This window comes from Saccharopolyspora sp. NPDC003752, assembly GCF_053605825.1.
The window spans coordinates 114,717-136,877 of sequence record NZ_JBSGJZ010000009.1; the positions used below are offsets into that span (position 1 = coordinate 114,717).

Sequence of the window (22,161 nt, forward strand, 5' to 3'; positions counted from 1 at the left end):
CGTGCCCGCGCCTAGCGTGACCGGAGTGGACATCACCGGGCAGGGGCCCGGTCGACCACCACGAACGTCCCCACCCGGCTGGTCCCGGGGTTTCCCGATTTCGCAGGAGGTCCGAATGAACTGGAACAAGTGGGTTCGGCAGAGCCACCGCTGGCTTTCCATCGCCTTCACGGTGACCGTGATCGTCACCTCCGTCGCCCTGGCGCAGGAAGAGCCCATCATCTGGGTTTCCTACGTACCGCTGCTCCCGCTCGCGCTGCTCCTGCTCAGCGGCCTGTACATGTTCGCGCTGCCGTACGCCAAGCGCAGCCGCCGAACCGCCGCCCGCGGGAGATGACCAGCTACCTGAGTCCTCGCCGAAAAGCCTTGCAGCCCACACATTCTCGGTCACCACCGCGAGCACCGTCGAGTCGACTGCCCGGAACTGCTGGTCCGGAACCCCACCCGGGGTCTTCCAGGCCGACTTCGCGTCGACCTGGCGTGAGCCAGCCCTCTTCCTGATCGCGGGCGAACCCGTGATCAGGCGGTCTTGGGGGCGGCGCGCATGCCGACGTACACGCACGGGGTGCCGTTGGCCAGCGTCGCGAACACCACCGGGCTGTACGCCTCGCCGCCGAGGTTGAAGGGTGCGGCGAAGACCGTCGGCGATACCGGCAGCAGGCTCGCTTCCATCGGCGGGGCAATGCCTTCCAGCTCGTCGACGAACTCGTAGCGGATCCGTGCGCCGCCCGCGTCGCCCCGGCTGATGGTCGTGATGGCTCCGGCGCGCCGGTAGCTGCCCAGCAGCGGCGTCAGATCCACCTCGGGCGGGTTGGCCGGCGGAGCGAACGGGGCCGGCATGCGCGCGTCGGCCAGTTCGGCCAGCAGTTCCCGGAACAGGTCGGCGTAGAGCCGGGCGAAGTCGCCGCCGTTGGTGAGCAGCACGACCACTACGCCTGCTTGCGGGATGACGCGCAGGTAGGACTGCTGCGCGCCCGCGTTGCCGTCGTGGCCGAAGCCGGAGACCCCGCTCCAGTCGTGCAAGGTCCAGCCGAGCCCCCAGCCGTCCGCGGACATGCTCCACTTGTCCGGGCTGTCCACCTCGCGGCGCTGCATCGCGGCGACCGCATCGGCGGACAGGACCCGGGTGCCGTCCGCGGCGATGCCGCGGTCCAGGTGCATCTTGGCGAAGCGGGCGACGTCACCGGCCGAGACGATGACCCGGCCGTACGGCCCCGCCGAGCGCGGCATCATGTCCCAGACGGCCGCCGGTTCGGGTTCCCGGCCGAGGTGCCCCATGGCCGCCCGGAACCGCAGCGCTTCCTCCGGCAGCGTCATCGAGTGCTCCAGCCCGAGCGGGGCGAACAGCCGGTCCCGCAGCGCCTGGTCCCAGGTCTGCCCGGTGAGCACCTCGACGATCCGGCCGAGCACGACGTAGCCGAGGCTGCCGTAGGAGAACGCCGTGCCCGGCGGGCAGTCCAGCGCCACGTCTCCGGCGGCCTCGACGTACTTCGCCAGGCAGTCGTCGCCGCGGCCGGAGTCGTGGAAGAAGTCGTTGGTCACCCCGCCGGTGTGCGACAGCAGCTGCCGGACGGTGATCGTCGCGGTGGCTTCCGGGTCCGGGGTGGCGAATTCCGGCAGCACGCCCACCACCGGCGCATCCAGGTCCAGCTCGCCGGAGTCGACCAGCTGCATCACCAGCGTGGCGGTGTAGGCCTTGGCGAGCGATCCGGCCAGGAACACCGAATCGGGGGTGGCGGACACCCCGGTTCCCCGGTGCAGCACGCCGCTGGCCAGCTCGTGGACGGTGCCGCCGGCCAGCACGGCCAGCGCGGCTGCCGGGACGTGGTGGGCGGCGCGCAGCTCGTCGAGCCTGGCCTGCCACCGGTCGACGTCGAATTGCGGTACTGGCATTGCTGAAGATCCCCTCTGACCTGCGAACCGCACAGTGTGCGGATGTCCGCACACCGTACTGAGGCCGTGCGTTGTTCGCAAGGACATACACTGTTCGGGCCGATCGCGCGAGAGGAGCGAGGAGACCGCATGCCAGCCGATGAGCAGTCGTTTCCCTCGGTGTGGGCCCGCCCGCAGCGACAGCGGCGGGAGCAGCCGGCGCTGAGCCGGGAGCAGATCGTCGCCGCGGCGCTGCACCTGCTGGACACCGAGGGAATCGGGGCGTTGAGCATGCGCAAGCTCGGCGTCCAGCTCAACGCCGGGGCCACCTCGATGTACACGCACGTGGCCAACAAGGACGAGCTGATCGAACTGGTCGTGGACGAGGTCTACGGCGAGATCGAGGTGCCGGTCCCCGGCGATGCCGCGGGTTGGCGGGCGGCGATCACCGGCTGCGCGCACAGCATCCGGTCGACGCTGCTGCGCCACCCGTGGATCGTCTCCGTGCTCGGCGAGGCGGGCGTGGCCTACCTCGGGCCGAACATGATGCGGCTGACCGAGGCCATCCTCGCCGCGTTCGAGGAAGGGGGCTTCCCGCTGGATGCGGCCGACCGGGCGATGAACACGGTCTTCGCCTACGTCGTCGGGGTGTCGACCAGCGAGGCGGCCTGGCTGACCATGCTCGCGCGCAGCGGGCAGGGCGAGCAGGAGTGGGCCGAGCGCCTGTGGCCCGCTGCCGAACGAGCGGTGCAGGAATTCCCGCGGCAGCGCAAGCTCTACGCCGCGCAGCGGGGCCAGAACCTGCGCAGCGCCCGCGACGACGAGTTCGCCACCGGGCTGGACTGCGTCCTGCGCGGCCTGGCGGCCCGCTTCGCCCTCGACCCCGGCGCGTGACGCCAAGCTCCACTTTGGACGAAATCGTGCCTTGGCGGCGCGCGGAACCGGATTCAGGGGGCGTTTCAGCGCGGCGTGAGGGCGCGTTCGGGATGTGGCCGCCTGGAGCGCAGGCGGCGATTTCGCGCGAAATCGCCGCCGACGTCACGCACCGGACGAGCCGTCCTTCCTTCGCCGGGAGATCACTCCGGCCAGTCGGAGTTCTTGATGACCTCGACGAAGTCGCCGCGCACGAAGCCCGGGGCGTAGTAGGCGAGCACGTCCGCCTTGACGTTGCCGAACGTCGTCTCGGGGCGGTCCTCGATGCCTTCGGTGAACGCGGCGAGGATCCGGTTCTTGAAGTCCGGGCGGGGGTGCGCCGCGACCACGGCGGCGCGTTGCTCGTCGGAGACCGCGTGGTAGCCGATGCCCAGGACGTCGAGCTCGACGCCGCGGGTGACCAGGGCGACCTCGGGCGCCATGTGCAGCGGGATCTCGGGGGTGGTGTGCAGGGCGATGGCGGTCCAGACCCGGTCGGCGGGTTCGCCGCCGATGCCGTGGGCCTGCAGGAACCTGCGGGCCTCGTCGGCGCCGTCGATCTCGAAGCGCTGGTCCGCGCGGCGGAACCGCTCGGTCAGCCCCAGGTCGTGGAACATGGCGCCCACGTACAGCAGCTCGGGGTCGAACCGCAGCCCCTGCTCCCGGCCGCGCAACGATCCCCACAGGAACACCCGCCGGGAGTGGTCGAACAGCAACGGCGACGCGGCCTCGCGCACCAGCTCGGTGGCCTCCCGCGCCAGGGCGCTGTCCGGGATCTGCACGCCTGCGATGGATTCCTTCATCTCCGTTGCCTCCTGCTCGGTCGGTGCCGGGTTCCAGGTTCGCCCGGGCGGCTACCCTGGTGCCATGTCCTTCCGGCCAGAAGAACCACAGATCCGGACATGACGCACCGGGTGGCCGTCGTGGTGTTCGACGGTGTGACCATGCTCGATGTCAGCGGCCCGACGGAGGTGTTGCACCAGGCGGGTCGGCTAGGCCACCCGTACGAGTTGGTGCTGGTCTCGCCGAGCGGTGCGCAGGTGGCCACGTCCGCCGGGCTGGGGCTGGCCGGCACCGTCTCGGCGGCCGAGGCCGGTTCCGTCGACACGGTGGTGGTCGCCGGCGGCGACCGGCTCGCCGAGCAGCGGCCGGAGGGCGACCTGCTGGCGGCCGTGCGCACGCTCGCCACGCGGGCGGAACGGGTCGCGTCGGTCTGCACCGGCGCCTTCGCCCTCGCCGAACTGGGGCTGCTCGACGGCCGCCGCGCGACCACGCACTGGCGGCACGCCGAAGCGCTCGCCCGCCGCTACCCCCGGGTGCGCGTCGAGCCGGACGCCATCCACATCCGCGACGGTCGCTACGTCACCTCGGCCGGCATCAGCGCCGGAATCGATCTGACCCTCGCCCTCGTGGAAGACGACCACGGCGCGGACGTGGCCAGGGGCATCGCCCGGGAAATGGTCGTGTTCCTGCAACGTCCGGGCGGGCAGTCGCAGTTCTCCACGGCCCTCGCCACCCCGCCGGCGCGGAGCGACGTGCTGCGCTCGGTGATCGCGTCCGTGGTCGCCGACCCGGCCGCCGACCACAGCCTGCCGGCCATGGCCGTCGCGGCGGCCGTCAGCACCCGGCACCTGACCCGCCTGTTCGGCGCCGAACTCGGCACCACGCCGGCCCGCTGGGTCGAACGCGTCCGCCTCGACCGCGCCCAGCAACTCCTCCTCGACGGGCACAGCGTCACCTCGGCCGCGCGCCACAGTGGACTGGGCACCGACGAATCCCTCCGCCGCGTCTTCGCCCGCCACCTGGGCACGACGCCGACCCACTACCGCCAGCGGTTCGCCACGACGCAACACCAGCCCCCGGCACCGTAACGCTCGCGCCGTGGACCGTCGGCGGTTTTCGGCTTCGCCCAGCGCGAACTCCTCGCGTGAAGCCGCACCAGGAACAGCGCACGACCGGCGCCGGAGACGCATCGACGTCCGGCAATAAGTCCACTGCGGACACTCAGGCGAGTGCGCGTCCGGCTCGGCTGAGCGCGTCGATGCGTGGTGTGAGGAGAGCCATGCGGTCGTGGATGGGATGTGTTGCCGGAGCGTTCTCCGGGGTAGCCGTTGATCGGCAAGCGCCGGGCAGCCACCCGGCGACGTGCACCCCGAGTTGAGGAGCTCAGCGATGGAACTGGTTGGTTTGCGTCACGTGTACGAGCAGGAGGGGCCGTTCGCGACCGTCTACCTGGAAGCCCGCTCGCCGGGGGAGGACGCGGGCAAGCAGGTCGAGCTGCGGTGGCGGGCGCTGCGCGACCGGCTCCAGGCGGCAGGCGCGCCAGCGGAAACGCTGGACGCCATCGAGTCGGCGCTGAGCGGGGCGCCCGGCGAGGAGCAGGCCCGGGGCCGGGTGCTGGTGGGGGCCGGGTCCGCCGTGCTGCTCGACGAGCCGTGGGACGTCGAGCCCGGAGCCGGCGACGACGCGTTCTGGGATGCGCTCCCGCAACTCGGCGCCTACGTGCGGGAAGCCGCGCGCTCGGTGTCCGAACTCGTGGTGATCGCGGATCAGGAAGGCGCGCAGGTGCGCCAGGACGTGGTGACCGAGCATCGCGGACCGCAGGAGATCGACACCGACGTCGTGGAGGGCACGGGGCACGACGGCGTGCACAAGCCGCGGCACGGGGCGTTGTCCCACAAGCGCATTCATCGGCGCGCCGAGGAAACGTTGCAGCGCAACGCGAAGGACGTGGTGGCCCATGTGAACGCGGTCGCCGCGAAGTTCCGGCCGCAGGTGGTGGTCCTCGCGGGTGGCGTGCAGGCGCGGACCGAGGTGCGGGAGCACCTGCCGGCCGAGCTCGCGGAGCGCGTCGTCGAGACCGAGCGGGGCGGGCTCGCCCACAACGCCTCCGATGAGGCGCTCGACGAAGAGCTGGTGCGGATCGCCGGCGAGGAGAGCAAGCGAAGGGCGGCGGACAGCGCCGGCAGGATGGAGGCGGGCCTGACGCACGGCCGGGCGGTCCAGGGGGACGACTCGGTTGTGCGGGCGGCCGAGCAGGGCGCGGTTGAGACATTGCTGCTGGAGGACGACGCGCCGGCGGAGCACGAGGCGTTCCTGCTCAAGACCTGCGCCGAGACGACCTCCGGCGTCGAACTCGTGCCCGCCGGGACCGGGCTGACCGACGGGGCGGGTGCGATCTTGCGCTTCCCCGTTCAGCAGTGACCGACCGGCCGTTTTCTGAGATGACGCAAGGGAAGACCTCGTGCGCGTCGAAGGTGGTCGGCAACGACGCAGGGGCCGGCGAACCGGGAGTTCGTCGGCCCCTGCACGTTCGGATCACCCCAGCCATCGCCCGCGGCGCAGCGCTTCCGGCGGGACTCGGGGGCCCTTGTGCAGCAGCGGATCGGACTCGCGCCCGGGCACCGGCACCGTCCTGGTGCGCGACCGCCCGAACCGCTTGCGGAGCTGCGCCAGGATGTTCCGCAGTCGCGTGTTCCACATGAGATCCATGACCTCCTCGTGCGCGGGTTTCAGCTGACTCGACACGAGGGTTTACGCCCACGGGGATGAGGAAACATCACCGCCGGCGCCGATCGGGTCCCGCCCGCGTTTCAGGCCTTCCGGTGGGCGTCGAGCCAGTCCACGATCTCGTCGAGCACGCGGTCCTGCTCCGGCTCGTTGTGCGGCTCGTGGTAGAGCCCTTCGTGGATCCGCAGGGTGAGGTCCGGCGATCCCGCGTGGGCGCGCACCAGCTCGCTGGCGGCCGGTGGCATCAGCCGGTCCGCGCCGCCGTGCAGGACGAACAGCGGCATGGTCAGCGACTTCAGGCGCTGCGGGATCGCTTCGACCGCCAGCATGATCTCGGTCGCGGTCCGCGCCCGCATCTTCCCGTCGTGGCAGAGCGGGTCGGTGCGGTAGGCCCGCACGACCTCGGGATCGCGGCTAATGGTGCTCGCGTCGAGGCTGCGCACGCCGAGGTCGGGCAGCAGCTTGGACAGCAGCGGTGCGGCGGCCCGCTCCACGGCCGACACCGAGCCGGTGCTGAGCGCGGGGGCGGAGATCACGGCACCGGCGATCCGGTCGAGCGGCGTCCCGGTGAGGTACTGCAGGGAGATCAGCCCGCCGAGGCTGTGCCCGTAGACGAACAGCGGCACGTCGTCGTGGCGCTCGACGGCCAGCCGCGCCAGGAGGTCGACCCCGGCGACGGCAGCGGCCATGCTCCCGATGTTGCCGCGCTTCCCCGGTGAACGGCCGTGCCCGGGGTGATCGAGGGCGTACGCGGTGTAGCCGGCCGCGTTGAGCCGCTCCGCGACGTGGCGGTAGCGGCCGCTGTGCTCGTGCACGCCGTGGACGAGCACGACCACGCCGACTGGCCGCTCGACCGTCCAGCCCTGCCAGTACTGCCCCGAGGGCAGGGTGCCTTCGAAGTGCGCTGCCTTCGGCCGAGCGTCGTCGTGGGACTGCGTCATCGGGTGCCTTCCTGTCCGGTCATGTGCACTGCTCGCCGTCTGGAGCGCACACGTCCGGGCAAGCCTCGTCCGATGATCGGATCTCGGCAACCTGTCGGGCCGCCGAGCGGACTTCGCGCCCGATCGCGTCGGCGGTGCCCTGAGCCGTGGCCTCTGCCTCGTGAATGCTCCTGATACCTGCTGTGACCAGCTGTGGACCATGTGGGTGGCGATAGCGATTTTCGCGTTCGCGGAATGTACAGTGCGTGGCATTGCTCGAGTGGCTCCGCGCCCGTGCGCGTTGGGCCCGGCGCCCGGGTAGTGCTACGGGAGCGCGGTGCGGTTTCTCGCCCGCGCGAGTCGGCTGTCGCCGCCGCGGTGCAGCTCAGGACGGAGATGTGGTGAATATCCCCGACAACCAGGCGACGGACGCGGTCGGCGATCGGCCCGACAGCGGTGCCCGGCGACCGGGCGCCGCGCTTCTCGGAGATCCGTTGATCGGAGAGCTCGCCGCCGACCTGCGCGAGTACGCCATCTTCGCCCTCGACGCCGACGGCCGGGTGAGCAGCTGGAGCGCCGGGGCTCAGCGGGTCAAGGGTTACGACAGCGAGGAGGTCATCGGGCGGCACTTCTCGGTGTTCTACCCGCCAGAGCAGGTCGAGTCCGGGTATCCGGACTGGGAATTGGGCCAGGCCATGGCGCGCGGGTTCTTCATCGACCGGGGGTGGCGGCTGCGCAAGGACGGGACCCGGTTCTGGGCGCACGTGGTGATCACGGCGCAGCGGGCGCCGGACGGCAGCCTGGAGGGCTTCATCAAGGTGGTCCGCGACGAGACCGAGGCGCACGCCCAGCGGCAGCGTTCGGAACGGCGGTTCACCGACCTCTTCGAACTCGCTCCGGTGGGCATCGCCCTCCTCGACCAGGACGAACGGATCCTGGACGCCAACGGTGCCCTGCGCGACCTGCTGGGCGACCGGCTGCACGGCAAGAGCGTCGCCGATCTGATGCACCCCAGCGATTCCCGGGCGGGACTGATCTCGAGTCCTGCGGGCCCGGCCGAACCGGATCGGCAGCCGGCCTCACCCCGCGTTCTGGCCCGCGCCGATGGGCGACCGGTGTTCTGCGACGTGCGGTGCGCGGCGTCGGTGCACGACGACGGGAACCGGTTCTGGTTGGCGGTGTTCCAGGACGTCACCGAGCAGGTCCGGCACGCCGAGACCCTGCACTTCCAGGCGACGCACGACCAGACGACCGGGCTGCTCAACCGGCAGGGCGTCAACGAGCTGCTGACCTCCGTGCTCGCCTGCGGCGCCGACCGAGCGGCCGTGCTGTTCTGCGATCTGGACAACTTCAAGCGCGTGAACGATTCGCTCGGCCACGACGCGGGCGACGAGCTGCTCCTGGCCTTGGCCCAGCGCCTGACCACCGAGCTCCCGCCGTGCTGCACGCCGGCCCGGCTCTACGGGGACGAATTCCTCGTGGTCTGCTCCGACGTGTCCGGCTGCGGCGGGATCGACGCGCTCATCACGAGCGTTTCGGACATCCTGAGCGCGGCCATCCCGTTGCAGGACCGACTGGTCTCCATCACGGCCTCCATCGGCGCGGTCGCCGTCCAGGACGGTGCCACGATCGACGAGATCATCAGCGCCGCGGACGCGGCGATGTTCGACGCCAAACGCGGCCACGGACGCCTCACGCGGACCGCGCCGAGTACGAGCGGGGCGCAGTTGACCCTGGAGGAAGAGCTCCGCGGCGCATTGCGCCACGACGGGCTCCGGCTGCACTACCAGCCGATCGTCGCCCGGGACCGGTCCATCGTGCTGGCGGAAGCGCTCGTGCGGTGGCCGCACCCGGACCTCGGACCGCTGGCGCCGGACGTGATCCTGCCGGTGGCGGAGAAGGGCGGCCTGCTGCCCGAGCTGGACCGCTGGGTCCTGCGCACCGCGCTGGGCGAGGCGGCCACCTGGAAGTCGCACGACGGCCACCCCGTGGGCGTGACGGTGAACGTCTCCGGGCTGCGTCCCGAGGCCCCGGACTTCGCCGACGAGATCTCCGATGCGATCAGCGAGACCGGCATCGCGCCGGACCGGGTCGTCGTCGAGATGGTCGAGACGTCCCTGGTGGACCTGCCGTCGAAGCCGCGCAAGACGATGAGCGACCTGGCCCGAACCGGGGTGCGGTTCGCCATGGACGACTTCGGCACGGGCTATTCCTCGCTCGCCCGCCTCAAGGACCTGCCCACCCAGATCGTCAAACTCGACCGGCGCTTCGTCACCGGGATGGGGACCGATCCGGCCGACCTCGGGATCGTCCGCGCCGTGGTCGAACTCGCCCGGGCCATGCGACGGACCTGCATCGCCGAAGGCGTCGAGAACATCACTCAACACCGCCTGCTCGAAGGCCTCGGCGTCGACGCTTGCCAGGGTTTTCTGTTCGCGCGCCCCCTGCCGGCGCCGGAGTTCCGGGCGTTCATCGGCGCACCCGGCCCCCGCTGACGGTGGTGCCGATCCGGTGTTCGTGATCGCTACGCCTCGGTTTCGGGGCGTGCTCTGAGGTCGCCGGAGGTGTGCAGGTCCGCGCTCTCGATCGCCGTCCAGTACCGGATGGCGTCCGTGACGGCCACCTCCAACTGATCGCTCAGCCTGGCCAGGTGGGTGCCGGCGACCTTCAGCTTGTCGCCGGGGTGATCGCTGGTCTTGGCCCGTTCCAGCTCGCGTTCGTCGAAGCGCCCCACCTGTTCGGCCAGCACCGAGCTCAACTGGCTGAGCTGGGCGATCGTCGACACGATCGCCGAGCCGAAGGCGTGGAGCTCCCGCAGGGACGGTTGCGGGGTCCTGGCCTGCCGGCTCACGGCCATCCCCACGGCGTCGCGGCCGCGGTGCAGCGCTTCCAAGGGGTGTTCGTAGTCGGGCATGGCGAGTGCCTCCTCTGCTCGGAAGGCCCGGTAACGCTGAAGTACCCGGTGCCGCTGCCCGGCTCCCGCGATGGTGGAGAGCAACTCGTCGGGCGGCGGTTGTTTCGGAACCGCCCTGCCCCGGGAAAGGCAAGGGTGGTGCCGGAGGGGGAGGTGACATGTCGTCGGCCGGGCGAGGCAGCAACCGGGCGATCACGGTGGGTGTGGTCGCCGACCCCGGCGTGCCCACGGAGATCGCGCACCGGATCGCCGACGGGCTCCCGGGCGAGTTCTGCGCGCGAGTCGATCGCGACCTCGACTGGTCCGTGGAGGTCCGGTCCGAGGCGCTGTCGCTGAGCGAGGACGGCCGGATCGACATCGCGGGCAAGGCGCAGGAGAAGAAGTCGTCGGAGGGCTGGGACCTGCTGGTCTGCTTGACCGATCTGCCCCGGCGCGACGCCACACAGCCCGTGGTGGCCGAGGTCGACACCGATCACGGGGTCGGCCTGGCATCGCTGCCGGCGATCGGCTGGATCCGGCTGCGCCCGTACGTCCGGGACGTCGTCGTGCACCTGGTGGGGTTGCTCGCGCGGGAAACGCTGAAGCTCACGGATTCCCGTCCGGCAGGCGGGCACCACCACGCGCGGAGGTGGGGCTGGCCCGGTTCGCAGATCCGCCAGGTCCCCGCCGGGAACGACCACGCCGACGTGACCTTGGTGCTGCCCGGGGCGCGCGGCCGGCTGCGCCTCCTCTTCGGGATGGTGCGCGACAACCGGCCGTGGCGGTTGGTCCCGGAGCTTTCGCGGGCGATCGCGGCCGCCACCGCGACCGCCGCGTTCGGCATCTTCTTCCCGACCATCTGGTCGCTGGCGGACAACCTCAGCGCCGTCCGCCTGGTCGTGATCAACCTGGTCGCGGTCTTCGCCATGGTCACGTGGATCACGCTGCACAACAGCCTGTGGGAAAGGCCGCGCGACAGCGAGGACCGCAACAAGGTCGTGCTGTACAACGCGGCCACGCTGATCACCCTGACCATCGGGGTGGCCTGCATGTACGCCCTGCTGTTCGTCATCACCCTGATCGGGTCCACCGCCGTGATCAGCGTGGACTACCTGGGGAAGCAGTTGGGGCATGCGGCGACGTTCATCGACTACGCCAGCCTGTCCTGGCTGGCGAGTTCCATGGGCACGGTGGCGGGTGCGCTGGGGTCCAGCCTCGAAACGGAGTCGGCCGTCCGGCGGGCGACCTACAGCCGGCGGGAACGCGAACGCCGCGCCCGACGCCGCAGGGAATCGCGCGAGGAGCAGGGCTAGCGGTCGTGCCGGGGGGGATTCCCAGCCTTGGCCGGGAAGTGTTCCTGCTCCGGAGAAGTCGGCGCCGCACCAGGATCGGAGCATCGCGATCGGAAGGGGTAGGAGATGAAGAACTCGCTTGTCCGGCACGGGAAGATCGGCCCGCTGAGCTGGCATCGCGGACGACGTGGTGCGACGACGTGGTCCCTGCGGCTGGGGCCCTGGTCGTGGACCGGCAGCAGGTCGTCCCACCGGAGTTCCCGGCGTTCCCGGTGGAAGGCCGGGCGCTGAGTGGCATCAACGCCCGCGCCAAGCATGATTCGCGGGAGGCCCGCACGGCTGCGACGTCTTCCAACCGGGCCCGCCGCCGGCTGGACTAGGCCGGGGCGATACCGGTTACCCAATGGGCGGCAGCCTGCCGATGTCGAACGGGAAGTGAGGTCGGACGGGAGGATCGGTGATGGACACGATGAGCCTCGCGGCAGACGGATTGGTCGGCTACGCCACCTCCGTGGCGGAAGATCTCGGCGTCGACGTCTTCGAGATCGACATCAACCTCGACGTCGATCTCGCGACCGTGATCATCCTCGTTGACTCCCAAGTACCGGTGTTCGAGGAGTTCCCGCTCCTGCTGACCTGGGACGAGGTGAGCGGATGGGCGCTGCGGATCGACACCGACGGCTGCGGCGGGACCGCGACGCTGGAGTTCTTGGGCGAGGACATCCTGCCGGACTCCGCGTCGGTGCGGCGGTTCCTCTGGGAGGCGGTCCGCGGGAACTGCCCCGGCGTGCTCGCCTCACCCGCGTTCCGGCTGCCGAACGCGTGTGACGACCTGGAGCAACGACTCGCTCGGTTCTGCAACTGACGATGGCGGCGGCCGGAATCCAATGTGGCCTGTCGAGGTGCCCGGAAGCTTTTCTTCGTGCCGTCCGCGGCCGCGGTTGACCCGGGAAGCGAGCAATCCCCGCCCGGCGGTCGCCTAGGTCCGGAGCCGGGACTGCGCCGACCGCACCGCGCTCATGACGTGGCGGCGCCGCTCATCGGCCGACCGCTCGACCGCATCGGGGTCGGGCGCGAGTCGACCGGCCACCACGATGCCGTAGACGGCGTGGTCGAGCGCGATGACGAGACGGCCGAGCAGCCTCCGGTGGGTCGGGCGCACGGCCAGCAACGGCGCGATGACGGCCTCGAACCCCAGCCAGATGACCAGGCCGTACGCGGGGCCGAACCAGGGGAGCGATCTGAACTTCCGCGGCAGGACGTTGTACCCGAGCCCGGCCATTGCGCCGTAGGACCAGTGCGCGGCTTCGGTGAGCGCCGTGCGGTGTCCCACGGGCAGCTGCTGGACGGACTCCGGCGCATGCTTGCCGACTATCGCTTCCGGAGGCGTTTCCTCGACGAGGCCGACATTCCCGGTGAGGGTCCGGATGCCGGTCATCGCCATGGCACCGACGAGTCCCCGCGCCCCGGCGCGGACCAGATCGCGGGTCTTCGAGTGCTGGGAACGTGACACCGGGCCACCTCACAAGATCTGTCCTGCCGGGCGGAACACCCACCGGCTACCCACCGGAACGGACCTCAACCGCACGTGGTCGTGGTGCTCAGGGGCGTTGACCTACGCCCGTGGCGAGCTCGTGCAGGCGGCCTCCCGGGACGCGCGGCGCGAGAGGCGGGGTTCTGCCGCCTCCGGCTTCCCGCAAGCCGTGGAGGAACCCTTCGACGGCGTCCGTGGAGCTGTACCGCGGGGACCAGCCGAGTTCGTCCCTGGCCCGCGACACATCCATGACGGGAAGCCGCAGGAAGGCGTCGAACAGGCCAGGCGACGCGGGGACGAGGTGCAGGTGCCAAGCTGCGGAGAGGACTCCCTTGGCGATGCTGGGTGGAACACCCACCGTCGGCTTGCCGAAGAGCTCGCCCAGCACGCCGGTGTCGATCAGCGGATCCGCGGCGATGTTGAACGCTCCGGCGCCGGTGGAAAGCGCGGCAAGCCGGTACGCCTCGCCGACATCATTGCTGTGCACCGCTTGGAAGCGCATGCCGCCCGGAATCGGCAGGGCCGGCAACAGGTCTGGCCTAACGAGCCGGTTGATCAGCATCGGCCCCAGGAAGAGCCGTCGTTGCTGGGATGCCGATTCCGGTTTGAAGCAGAACGCGGTCCGCATCCGGACGACCCGGATGTCCTGGTGCTGCAGTTCGAAGGCATCGAGATACCGCTCCAGGTACGCCTTCTCCCCGCTGTACGCCGCGGCAGGCCATCCGTGGGTCGGCCACGACTCGTCGATCGGCCGCGCGTCCGGCCCCGGGCTGTAGGCGGCGATCGACGACGCGTGCACCAGGCTCGGGACGCCGGCCGCCGCGACGGCGTCGAAGACCCGGATGCCGCCGAGCACGTTGTTGCGCCAGGTCGTGATCGGGTCGTGGGTCGGCTGGAACAACCAGGCGAGGTGGATCACCACGTCGGCCGAGGCGAAGCGCGCCACCAGATCATCTTCGGTGACATCCGTGCGTTCCCAGCGCACCTTCGAGCTGGTGACGGGTGGCTCTCGCCGTGACAGCGCGATGATGGTGCCGACCGCGGGGTCCCGGTCGAGTGCGTCGACCACGCTGGTTCCAATGTTTCCGGTCGCCCCAACGACGACAACGCGCTGGGGGCTCTCGGGCGCATTCATCGTTGGTCTCCTCCTTGGCCCGGTGCTGTTCCCGCCGCATTCACGGCTTCCCCTCGTGGGAAGCGGAAGCGACGACAACTCCGGCTACCCGGCGAAATTCCCGGATAACCTGCGCGCCTTCCTGCGTGATCAAGAACTGGACGACGACGGTGTGCCTCGACTGGCCATCGCGCGGTCGAAGAACCGGTCCTGCCGCCGTCCACGTCGTGAACGCTCGGCCACCGGCTGTCGCCAGCGCTACACCTCGACCTGGTCGCTCAAGCGAGCTCTTCGTCTGCGTGACCTTCCCCAGCCGCCGAGTAGAAGGCGTTCAAGCCCATGCGCAGGGCATTGCGGTTCCGCGCGCTCATCTGCTGGAGCACTGCGGCGAGGTCGGCTTTCCGAGCACGCCGGAAGCGCTGCATGAAACGGCGTCCGTCAGGGGAGAGCTGCAGGACGATCTCACGACGGTCGATGGCGCTGTTTCGACGTACGAGCAGCCCGGCTGCCTGAAGGCGATCGCACAAGCGACTGGTGACGGAGGGGATCGAGCCGAGCTCGTCGGAGAGCCCGGCGAGGTTGAGCGAAGAGTGACGATCCACCACGATCAGGGCGCGCAGTTGCGGTGCCGAAACCTTCGGCCGGACGCGTTCCGCACTGCGTCCCCAGACCACGACGAGCGCCCGGGCCGCAGTCTCGATCTCGTCGAGGAGATCGGCTGGTGGTGGATCGGGTCGACGCACCGGGATCGTCTCCCTTGCTTCAGCACACGATCACTCAGGTGAGGTATCCATTGTCTCACGCGAAGGACCGGGAGCGTCCCGTGCGATGACTTGCCGGAAGATTCGTTGCCGGTGAGCAAGGTGTTCGGATTCGTTCCACGAGGCCCGCGGGATCAAGGACCGGTGCTGGTCCTGAATGGACGATCGTCAGCCCGGCTTTCTCAATGGCCGCATTCTGAAAGCGTCTTTTGCTGCAGTTGCGCGTCGTTGCTCTGATGCTGGCGATCCTCGTGTGACTGTCGTGCTCCCTGCGCCTTCGCGTTGGTGTTGGGGCAGTGCGCGTTCGTGGCTGCCGGGACGGGAACGGGTTGTCAATGTTGCTGGCGAGCATCGGATTTCGGCATGTCTGCACGTTCTGCCGTGACCACCAACGGCGGGCGCTCCTCGGGCGAGACATCCTCCAGGCGGCCGTCAGCGAGGATCTTCGCCGCTGCCCCAACGATGTCTGCGATCACATGCAGGCCCCCACGGATGCACGCTGCCGCGTTCGAGGTTCGGATCAATGTGCCTACGTCGACCAGGCTTCGGCTCACCCAGGGCGCGTTGATCTGGGCGACCAGGACGATTTGAACGGTCTCGTACTCATGAGCATGCTCAGAGTCGTGCGTGCTTGACATGATCTGCCGCCTCCGAGTCCTGGCGCTGCCGGATCGTGCGAGCGATTCCACCGTGGGCATACCCCTGGGAAAGCGACCATATCGGAGCGGCAGGAGAAACTTTCCGCATGCGGGGTTGGGCGCATACTGGTGGCGAGCGTGGTGTCCGTGACGTGCCGGACACCGCGAGGCGCTAATGGTCAAGGACGATGTCCGAAGGGCATCGACGTCCTTGGAGGAGGGGTGCAGCGCCATGACGTGGTTTCCTCGCCTGCTCGGCATCGGAACGGCCGCGGCCGGCGCAGTCGTCGTGCTACGTCCGGAGACCCTCGCGAACGCCTGTGGGATGGGTGATTCGGACGGGAACGTCGCGCCGACCACCGCGGTTCTTTGCCGTGGCATCGGTGTACGAGACGTGCTTTCCGGGTTGGCGATGACCTTTGCGCCGAGTCCGGACACGCTGCGACTGGCGGTCGTGGCCCGTGCGACGGCCGACTTCGGTGACGCGGCGGTCCTGGATCTTCTGCCCGGCGATTCGGAGACGCGGAGCATCGTGGCGACGTTGGCGGCCGGCCGCGGTGTGCTGTGCGCGCTGAGCGGCCTGACCATCCGTTCGGACGCAGCGGACGAAGAAGTCGTGAAGCCGGCTGACGACCAGCAGGCCTGCGGGTGGAGAAGGGGGCACCGAGAGGGGCGCACGACCGCCCGGATGTCTCCCCTGCGGCGCTGGGTGAGCGAGATCGTCGAGGAGGAGCTTCGAGAGTCGGACGTGGCCGACTGACCTCGCTCGGCGTTCGCGCTGGAAGCTGTTCATGGAATTGGAAAATCACGTTTCGCGTGCCGTGGAAAGTGATCTCGGATGCTTTGGCGTGGTGCTCGATCTTGTTCTCGTGGCAAGCCCGGTCGATCACGAAGTTGTCCCGTGGCAAAGGGTTTGGGCGACTAGTAGGAGGGTAGCCACTCAAGATAATCGCCGTAGCGGCTCAGCAATAGGTGGGCTCATCAGCTCGCACGAGCCGTTTGCGTTTGAGGGCGGCCGGCCCGCCGGAGACGCCCGCAGGAGGTTGATCATGAAATCTGGACCTCAGATCGCGCTCGCGGTCGCGATCGGCTACGTCCTCGGGCGCAGCCGGAAGATGAAGCTCGCGATCGCGACCGCCGGGGTGATGGCAGGGCGGCGCCTCGGGGTCAATCCCAAGGATCTCCTCGCGCAGGGGGGCAAAATGATCGCAGGGTCCCCCGAGTTGAAGAAGTTGACGGGTGAGGCGCGTGAGCGCCTGATGGATGCGGCGAAATCCGCTGCGATCGCGGCGGCGACGAGCAAGATCGACTCGATCGGCGACAACCTGACCAAGCGGGCCGCCGGTTTGCGGACTCCCAACATCGGGGAACAGGCGTCTGGTCTCGGTGAGCAAGCCGCTGGACTCGGCAAGCGAGCTTCTGGACTCGGCAAGCGGGCCGCCGGGGAAACTCCGGAGGAAGACGTGGACGAGGGTGAAACGGCGGCCGAGGAGCAGGAGGAAGAGCGGGCTGCGGTGCCGTCACCGCGACATGCCCGCAGCCGGACGGATGAACGTTCGGCATCGACTCGCGGGAGCACGCGTCGTTCCGACTCGAGTGGCAGGAGAGGCACGGCGCACAAGGAACCCGAGTCACGGTCGAAGACCACCGAGCGCGCCAGGTCGACGGCCAGTGGTGGGGCATCGGCAAAGGCCGCGGGCCAATCGAGTGGCCGGGCCGGGAGCAGAACCGGCTCTGGAACGTCGGCTCAGCGCGAGCCGGGAACGAGTTCCAAGTCGTCCACCACCAAGAAGTCGTCTTGAGCGTGGCTGAGGTGATGACCATGGCGGAGCAGCCCGATGGGCGTCGTTCCGGTGCTGGTGGGTTGTTGAGCGAGCTGCCGCTCGAACCGTTGAAAGCGGGGCTCCAGGATTTGTTGACCGCAGCCGGGGAGCGGGCGGCTGGTTTCGTCAGCGACAGGGTCGAGGACATGACCGAAAGGCTTGTGGAGTCGGCCGAAAACGGTGGTGCCGGGTTGATGGCCGCATTGACGGGGGGTAAGGAGTTGGCTGCGGGAGGGGCCCCGGTCAAGTCGGCGCTGAAGGCCGGCTTCTCCGGATTGAAGGAGAAAGCAAAAGAGACGCTGGGCATGGGTGGAGGCAAAGGGGGGAAGAAGGGCAAGGCCAAGGTCGTCAACATCATCGAGCACAATGATGTGGGATTGCCGCTTCGCGTTGTGTACGACCAGTGGACCAGGTTTGAAGATTTTCCCGACATGACGAAGAAAGTCCTCAGCGTGGACCAGGAATCCGACGAGAAGATCAACTGGAAGGCGCAGATCTTCCTGTCGAAGCGAAGCTGGGAAGCCACCATCGTCGAACAGGTTCCCGACGACAGGATCATCTGGACTTCGAAAGGCGCGAAGGGGAGCGTGGATGGATCGGTCACGTTCCACGAGCTCGCGCCGAACATGACGCGAATTCTGCTTGTCCTCGAATACTATCCGCAAGGATTCTTCGAGAAGACGGCGTACATGTGGCGTGCGCAAGGGCGGCGTGTGCGAGCGGACTTCAAGTACATCAAACGGCACATGATGACGCGGACGATCCTGGAACAGGACAAGATCGAAGGATGGCGCGGCGAGATCCGCGACAGGGAGGTCGTCCGGACTCACGAGGACGCCCTGCGCGAGGAGGAGGAAGGGTACGGCCGCGAACCCGCCGAGGAAGAAGAGGAATACGAAGGCGAGCGCGGCGAAGTTTACGAGGAGCCCGAAGAGGAAGAGGGCGAAGAAGAAGGTTACGAGGAAGACGAGGCCGAGCGGGGCGAGGACTACGGCGAAGCGGACGAAGAGGAAGAAGGGTACGAGGACGAAGAGGAGTACGGAGACGAGGACCAGGAGTACCGGGAAGGCGAGGAGGGCGACGAAGAAGAGGAGGAGGAACGCGGAGGGCGTCGAAGTGAACGTGTGACATCCAGCCGGAGAAGGTGATCGCATGACCGTCGCGAGCATGCAAGGCGGCGGCGGGTCCCCGGTGCAGCGGGGAACTGGAGGGACTCTTGCCGACGTAGTCGAGCTCATCCTCGACAAGGGGCTGGTCATCGACGTGTTCGTGCGCGTCTCGCTGGTGGGGATCGAGATCCTCACGGTCGATGCGCGCGTCGTGGTGGCCAGTGTGGACACCTACCTGCGCTTCGCCGAAGCGACCAACAGGCTGGACCTGGACCAGAAGGGCGGCAAGGACCTTCCAGAGCTCATGCAGGGCGTGACGGAGAGCGGTGCGAAAGGCAAGACCAAGGGAATGATCGACGCGGCCAAGGACAAGTTCGACGAGTTCCGCGGTGCCGACGAGGAAGCCAAGCGGGAGAAGCAGCCCGTACGGCGCAGGGAACCACGCAGTCGGGAGCGTGAGTGATGGCCACACGCGCAGAACGAGGCGAACAGGTCCAATCAGGACACGAAGACGACGTCGATCGCGGCGTGTACGTGTACGGGATCGTCGGCCACCGGGAGGGGCTTCCGGACGATCTGCCCTCGGTTGGAGATGGCAAGGAAGAGGTGGACCTGGCCTCGTACGGCAAGCTCTCCGCCCTGGTCAGCGAGGTGCAGCTCACTCGTCCGCTCGGGACGCGCGAGGATTTGCTCGCGCATGAACGAGTACTCGACACGCTCGCGGCGGAGGCGACGGTGATACCGATGCGCTTCGGATCCGTCGTGAGAACCAGGGAAGCCGTCGTCGACGAGCTCTTGGCGCCCCATCAGGGGCATTTCGAGGAATTGCTCGCAGAGCTCGCCGGGCTGGTGCAGTTCACCGTTCGCGGCCGGTACGCGAACAACGCGCACCTCCGTGAAATCGTTTCCGAAGAGCCCGAGATCCGGGAACTCCGCGCGGCCCTTCAAGGGCTGCCCGAGGATGCGGGCTACGCCGAGCGCTTGAGGCTGGGCGAGCTGGTCAACAACGCGGTGGTCAGGAAACGTGAAGTCGATACCGAGACGCTGATCAGCTCTCTCGAGAAGTCCTCCGCTGCTTCCGCTTCACATGCGGTCGCGGGTGAGGACGACGCCATGCACGTCGCGTTCCTCGTTGATCGCGAGGTGGTGGCGCAGTTCGAGCAAGCAGTGGACGATCTCGGACGGCAGTGGGATGGGCGCGTCAACTTGCGGTTGATCGGGCCTCTCGCTCCCTACGACTTCCTTCCGGAGACCTGACATGGGGCTCATCACCGGACTGCTCACGCTTCCGCTGGCACCGGTCCGAGGTGCCGTCTGGGTGGCTGAGCAGATCAAGCAGCACGCGGAGCAGCAGTACTACGACCCCGCCTTGATCCAGCGCCAGATAGCCGACGTCGACGACGCGCACGCCGCCGGCGAGCTGACCGATCACGAGCGCGACGAGCTGCAAGCGGACCTGCTGGCCAGGCTGTTCGAAGCGCAACGCCGACGTGACGCCGGGGAGATGTGAATCCGGTGGCCACCACGCGGGACGACGACGCCAGGGACCGCGAGCCACCTGCCGATCGCCCTCGGCGACCTCGGCCGCGGCAAACGGGATCGAAGGCGTCGGCGCAACGCGACGATCGTGCCGAGAAGGACCGCAAGCCGCCGCGAGTGCGTCGGGAACCGGAAGGTGAAGAGGACAGGCGAGGTAGTGATGACGGGGGACGTCCGCTCAAGGCCGCCGAGGCCGCGCAGCTGGCCGTCCGCCAGGTGCACGAACTGACGGGCAGGCAGCCAGAGGGTGTCACCTCGCTGGAGCGCGCGGAAAACGGCTGGCGCGTGAGCGTCGAGGTGGTCGAGAGCCACCGGGTTCCGGACACGGCGGACATCCTGGCGGTGTACGAAGCGGAGCTGGACCAGGACGGCGACCTCCTTTCCTACCGGCGGGTCGATCGATACTCCAGGGGACGAGGCGACGAACGATGAACGGATACGATCGCGAGGAGCGGATGACGGCGCCGGAGGTTCGAGGCGGCGGGGCGCGGGCACCCGCCTGGTACGGACAGCGCGGGGCACCACCTGCGAGACAGGAGTCCGCGAACCTCGCGGACATCCTCGAACGCGTCTTGGACAAGGGAATCGTCATCGCCGGCGACATCCAGGTGAACCTGCTCGACATCGAGCTTCTCACCATCAAACTCCGGCTCGTGGTCGCCTCGGTGGAACGCGCCCGCGAGATGGGGATCGATTGGTGGGAGCACGACCCCACGCTCTCGTCCGGCCACCGCGATCTGGTCGAGGAGAACCGGCAGCTGCGCTCTCAGGTCCGGGAGCTGGAGTCCGAACGCGGCACACCGCAGGGCGCGATAGAGCAAGGAGAAGACGAACAACGCCGTGAGCGTCGTCGAAGCGCACCTCCTCGGCGCGCCCCTGAGGAGCAGGACCGTGGCTGAAACCCTGTCCTACGTTTACGCGATCTCCCGGAAGGACGCCGACTTGCAGCCCGGCGCCGCGGGGATCGCCGGGTCGGAAGTCCGGCTGGTCAGCTCTGGCGAGTTGACAGCGTTGGTCAGCACGGTGCCCGCTGAGGAGTTCGGCGAGCAAGGGCTGCGGAAGAACTTGGAAGACCTGCGCTGGCTGGAAAGCACGGTGCGCGAGCACAATCGCGTCGTCGACGCAGCAGCTGCCACCTCGACCGTCGCGCCACTGGCGTTGGCCACGGTCTACTACAACGACGCTCGGGTCCAGGCCGCGTTGACCGAACAAGCGCCCATGTTCCTCGACGTCCTGGCGCTGATAGCCGGCCGCACGGAGTGGGGGGTCAAGGCGTACGCGGACCTCGTCAAGAGCACGTCCGGGGAACCTGCCGAGCCGGAGACCGGCGAGGGCGAGCGCCCGGGACAGGCTTATCTCCGCAAGATCCGGGCGCAGCGGAAGGGGCGGGCCGAGGCAGAGCATGAAGCAGTGGAGCGAGCAAGCGAGATCCACGATGCCTTGAGCAAGCTCGCGCACGCGAACCGCGTGCACCCGCCGCAGAATCGCGACCTCGCGGCCTATCGAGGCTTGATGGTGCTCAACGGCGCCTACCTGGTCGACGACTCGCGGACCGAGGAGTTCACCTCCGCGATCGATGACATAGCGAGCGGAAGCTCCCTGCAGATCGAGCTCACGGGACCTTGGGCACCGTACTCGTTCGCGGTGGTATCCGCGGAGAAACGGTGAGCGGGGCGATGACGACAGGACACGACGTCAGCACGCGAACTGTCCGGGACGCTCGGGAGATCGCGCTCGTCGACCTTCTCGACCGGCTGTTGGCCGGCGGGGTGGTGATCACCGGTGATGTGACCATTTCCCTGGCCGGGGTGGACTTGGTGCGGGTCTCGCTGCGGGCGATCATCACATCGATCCAGGAGAGCACGATGAACGTCGACTCCTGGGAGCGGGGCAGCGATGGGTGAGCCGTCCGGAGAACGGCGGGTCGGCCGGTCGGGAAGACTGCAGCACCGCATCGAAACCGATGCGGAGTCGGTCCAACGCGATCTGGTCCGGCTCGTGCTGACCATCGTCGAGTTGCTGCGCCAGCTCATGGAACGCCAGGCCTTGCGCCGGGTCGACCAAGGCACGCTCGATGATGAGCAGATCGAAGAGCTGGGTCTGGCCCTCATGAAGCTGGAACAGGCGATGACGGAACTGCGCGATCGATTCGGACTCTCCACCGACGATCTCAACCTCGACCTCGGGCCGCTCGGCCCGCTGCTGCCGCGGGACGACCAGTGATGGTCACCTGCCCTCGTCGTC

General features: G+C 68.8%; 28 protein-coding genes. 19 read left to right on the forward strand and 9 right to left on the reverse strand.

The window, feature by feature from the left end:
• The first annotated feature begins 115 nt into the window (after window positions 1–115).
• On the forward strand, window positions 116–337 hold the full coding sequence (locus ACWEV3_RS14380) for a hypothetical protein (protein WP_452614283.1): 222 nt from the start codon (window positions 116–118) through the stop codon (window positions 335–337).
• 182 nt (window positions 338–519) lie between these two features.
• On the opposite strand, the gene ACWEV3_RS14385 is transcribed toward ACWEV3_RS14380, so the two are convergent.
• A complete protein-coding gene (locus ACWEV3_RS14385) occupies window positions 520–1,893 on the reverse strand; it encodes a serine hydrolase domain-containing protein (protein ID WP_452614284.1) in 1,374 nt (457 codons plus the stop codon).
• 129 nt (window positions 1,894–2,022) lie between these two features.
• On the opposite strand from ACWEV3_RS14385, the gene ACWEV3_RS14390 reads away from it, so the two are divergent.
• Window positions 2,023–2,766, forward strand: coding sequence for a TetR/AcrR family transcriptional regulator C-terminal domain-containing protein (locus tag ACWEV3_RS14390; RefSeq protein ID WP_452614285.1), 744 nt, complete (start codon window positions 2,023–2,025; stop codon window positions 2,764–2,766).
• A 182-nt stretch (window positions 2,767–2,948) separates the two neighbouring features.
• On the opposite strand, the gene ACWEV3_RS14395 is transcribed toward ACWEV3_RS14390, so the two are convergent.
• On the reverse strand, window positions 2,949–3,587 hold the full coding sequence (locus tag ACWEV3_RS14395; protein ID WP_452614286.1) for an HD domain-containing protein: 639 nt from the start codon (window positions 3,585–3,587) through the stop codon (window positions 2,949–2,951).
• A 99-nt stretch (window positions 3,588–3,686) separates the two neighbouring features.
• Between ACWEV3_RS14395 and ACWEV3_RS14400 the strand changes: the two genes are divergently transcribed.
• Window positions 3,687–4,655 (forward strand): GlxA family transcriptional regulator, encoded by a 969-nt coding sequence (locus tag ACWEV3_RS14400; RefSeq protein ID WP_452614287.1) that lies wholly within the window; start codon window positions 3,687–3,689, stop codon window positions 4,653–4,655.
• Between the two features lie 301 nt (window positions 4,656–4,956).
• Window positions 4,957–5,988, forward strand: coding sequence for a baeRF2 domain-containing protein (locus ACWEV3_RS14405; protein WP_452614288.1), 1,032 nt, complete (start codon window positions 4,957–4,959; stop codon window positions 5,986–5,988).
• Between the two features lie 114 nt (window positions 5,989–6,102).
• Here ACWEV3_RS14405 and ACWEV3_RS14410 read toward each other — a convergent pair whose 3' ends face one another.
• Both ACWEV3_RS14410 and ACWEV3_RS14415 read right to left on the reverse strand, forming a co-directional pair.
• The gene (locus ACWEV3_RS14410; protein WP_452614289.1) at window positions 6,103–6,276 is read right to left on the reverse strand and encodes a hypothetical protein; all 174 of its coding nucleotides are present in this window, start codon (window positions 6,274–6,276) and stop codon (window positions 6,103–6,105) included.
• A gap of 101 nt (window positions 6,277–6,377) precedes the next feature.
• On the reverse strand, window positions 6,378–7,235 hold the full coding sequence (locus ACWEV3_RS14415) for an alpha/beta hydrolase (RefSeq protein WP_452614290.1): 858 nt from the start codon (window positions 7,233–7,235) through the stop codon (window positions 6,378–6,380).
• A 380-nt stretch (window positions 7,236–7,615) separates the two neighbouring features.
• Here ACWEV3_RS14415 and ACWEV3_RS14420 point away from each other — a divergent pair, with 380 nt between their 5' ends.
• Window positions 7,616–9,709 carry a sensor domain-containing protein gene (locus tag ACWEV3_RS14420; RefSeq protein WP_452614291.1) on the forward strand — a complete coding sequence of 698 codons (2,094 nt, stop codon included), beginning with the start codon at window positions 7,616–7,618 and terminating at the stop codon, window positions 9,707–9,709.
• 29 nt (window positions 9,710–9,738) lie between these two features.
• On the opposite strand, the gene ACWEV3_RS14425 is transcribed toward ACWEV3_RS14420, so the two are convergent.
• On the reverse strand, window positions 9,739–10,128 hold the full coding sequence (locus ACWEV3_RS14425; protein ID WP_452614292.1) for a hypothetical protein: 390 nt from the start codon (window positions 10,126–10,128) through the stop codon (window positions 9,739–9,741).
• 158 nt (window positions 10,129–10,286) lie between these two features.
• Here ACWEV3_RS14425 and ACWEV3_RS14430 point away from each other — a divergent pair, with 158 nt between their 5' ends.
• From ACWEV3_RS14430 to ACWEV3_RS14440, 3 genes are all read left to right on the forward strand, one after another.
• Window positions 10,287–11,420 carry a hypothetical protein gene (locus ACWEV3_RS14430; protein WP_452614293.1) on the forward strand — a complete coding sequence of 378 codons (1,134 nt, stop codon included), beginning with the start codon at window positions 10,287–10,289 and terminating at the stop codon, window positions 11,418–11,420.
• A gap of 179 nt (window positions 11,421–11,599) precedes the next feature.
• Window positions 11,600–11,779 (forward strand): hypothetical protein, encoded by a 180-nt coding sequence (locus ACWEV3_RS14435; protein WP_452614294.1) that lies wholly within the window; start codon window positions 11,600–11,602, stop codon window positions 11,777–11,779.
• Between the two features lie 80 nt (window positions 11,780–11,859).
• Window positions 11,860–12,264, forward strand: coding sequence for a DUF6292 family protein (locus ACWEV3_RS14440; protein ID WP_452614295.1), 405 nt, complete (start codon window positions 11,860–11,862; stop codon window positions 12,262–12,264).
• A 114-nt stretch (window positions 12,265–12,378) separates the two neighbouring features.
• Here the strand turns inward: ACWEV3_RS14440 and ACWEV3_RS14445 are convergent, their stop codons facing one another.
• From ACWEV3_RS14445 to ACWEV3_RS14460, 4 genes are all read right to left on the reverse strand, one after another.
• On the reverse strand, window positions 12,379–12,912 hold the full coding sequence (locus tag ACWEV3_RS14445) for a hypothetical protein (protein ID WP_452614296.1): 534 nt from the start codon (window positions 12,910–12,912) through the stop codon (window positions 12,379–12,381).
• An 88-nt stretch (window positions 12,913–13,000) separates the two neighbouring features.
• Entirely contained in the window at window positions 13,001–14,068 is a 1,068-nt protein-coding gene (locus tag ACWEV3_RS14450; RefSeq protein ID WP_452614297.1) for an NAD-dependent epimerase/dehydratase family protein, read from the reverse strand.
• A gap of 257 nt (window positions 14,069–14,325) precedes the next feature.
• A complete protein-coding gene (locus ACWEV3_RS14455) occupies window positions 14,326–14,790 on the reverse strand; it encodes a MarR family winged helix-turn-helix transcriptional regulator (protein WP_452614298.1) in 465 nt (154 codons plus the stop codon).
• 350 nt (window positions 14,791–15,140) lie between these two features.
• Window positions 15,141–15,446: a hypothetical protein gene (locus tag ACWEV3_RS14460; protein WP_452614299.1), complete on the reverse strand. Its 306-nt coding sequence runs from the start codon at window positions 15,444–15,446 to the stop codon at window positions 15,141–15,143.
• A gap of 175 nt (window positions 15,447–15,621) precedes the next feature.
• Here ACWEV3_RS14460 and ACWEV3_RS14465 point away from each other — a divergent pair, with 175 nt between their 5' ends.
• The 11 genes from ACWEV3_RS14465 to ACWEV3_RS14515 all read left to right on the forward strand — a co-directional run bounded on the left by ACWEV3_RS14465 (window position 15,622) and on the right by ACWEV3_RS14515 (window position 22,140).
• A complete protein-coding gene (locus tag ACWEV3_RS14465; RefSeq protein ID WP_452614300.1) occupies window positions 15,622–16,206 on the forward strand; it encodes a hypothetical protein in 585 nt (194 codons plus the stop codon).
• 289 nt (window positions 16,207–16,495) lie between these two features.
• The gene (locus ACWEV3_RS14470; RefSeq protein ID WP_452614301.1) at window positions 16,496–17,248 is read left to right on the forward strand and encodes a hypothetical protein; all 753 of its coding nucleotides are present in this window, start codon (window positions 16,496–16,498) and stop codon (window positions 17,246–17,248) included.
• Between the two features lie 2 nt (window positions 17,249–17,250).
• Window positions 17,251–18,417, forward strand: coding sequence for an SRPBCC family protein (locus ACWEV3_RS14475; RefSeq protein ID WP_452614436.1), 1,167 nt, complete (start codon window positions 17,251–17,253; stop codon window positions 18,415–18,417).
• 4 nt (window positions 18,418–18,421) lie between these two features.
• Window positions 18,422–18,841, forward strand: a complete 420-nt coding sequence (gene gvpJ / locus ACWEV3_RS14480) for a gas vesicle protein GvpJ (protein ID WP_452614302.1) — start codon at window positions 18,422–18,424, stop codon at window positions 18,839–18,841.
• The gene (locus tag ACWEV3_RS14485; RefSeq protein WP_452614303.1) at window positions 18,841–19,635 is read left to right on the forward strand and encodes a GvpL/GvpF family gas vesicle protein; all 795 of its coding nucleotides are present in this window, start codon (window positions 18,841–18,843) and stop codon (window positions 19,633–19,635) included. The genes gvpJ and ACWEV3_RS14485 overlap by 1 nt, the downstream gene beginning before the upstream one ends.
• Before the next feature lies 1 nt (window position 19,636).
• A complete protein-coding gene (locus ACWEV3_RS14490) occupies window positions 19,637–19,888 on the forward strand; it encodes a gas vesicle protein GvpG (RefSeq protein WP_358380105.1) in 252 nt (83 codons plus the stop codon).
• Window positions 19,889–20,034: 146 nt separating this feature from the next.
• Window positions 20,035–20,349: a gas vesicle protein GvpO gene (locus tag ACWEV3_RS14495; protein ID WP_452614304.1), complete on the forward strand. Its 315-nt coding sequence runs from the start codon at window positions 20,035–20,037 to the stop codon at window positions 20,347–20,349.
• Window positions 20,346–20,816 carry a gas vesicle protein gene (locus ACWEV3_RS14500; RefSeq protein ID WP_452614305.1) on the forward strand — a complete coding sequence of 157 codons (471 nt, stop codon included), beginning with the start codon at window positions 20,346–20,348 and terminating at the stop codon, window positions 20,814–20,816. Before ACWEV3_RS14495 ends, ACWEV3_RS14500 begins: the two co-directional genes overlap by 4 nt.
• On the forward strand, window positions 20,809–21,585 hold the full coding sequence (locus ACWEV3_RS14505) for a GvpL/GvpF family gas vesicle protein (RefSeq protein ID WP_452614306.1): 777 nt from the start codon (window positions 20,809–20,811) through the stop codon (window positions 21,583–21,585). Before ACWEV3_RS14500 ends, ACWEV3_RS14505 begins: the two co-directional genes overlap by 8 nt.
• A gap of 8 nt (window positions 21,586–21,593) precedes the next feature.
• The gene (locus ACWEV3_RS14510) at window positions 21,594–21,821 is read left to right on the forward strand and encodes a gas vesicle protein (RefSeq protein ID WP_358303500.1); all 228 of its coding nucleotides are present in this window, start codon (window positions 21,594–21,596) and stop codon (window positions 21,819–21,821) included.
• Window positions 21,814–22,140, forward strand: coding sequence for a gas vesicle protein K (locus ACWEV3_RS14515; RefSeq protein WP_452614307.1), 327 nt, complete (start codon window positions 21,814–21,816; stop codon window positions 22,138–22,140). Before ACWEV3_RS14510 ends, ACWEV3_RS14515 begins: the two co-directional genes overlap by 8 nt.
• Window positions 22,141–22,161: the final 21 nt, after the last annotated feature.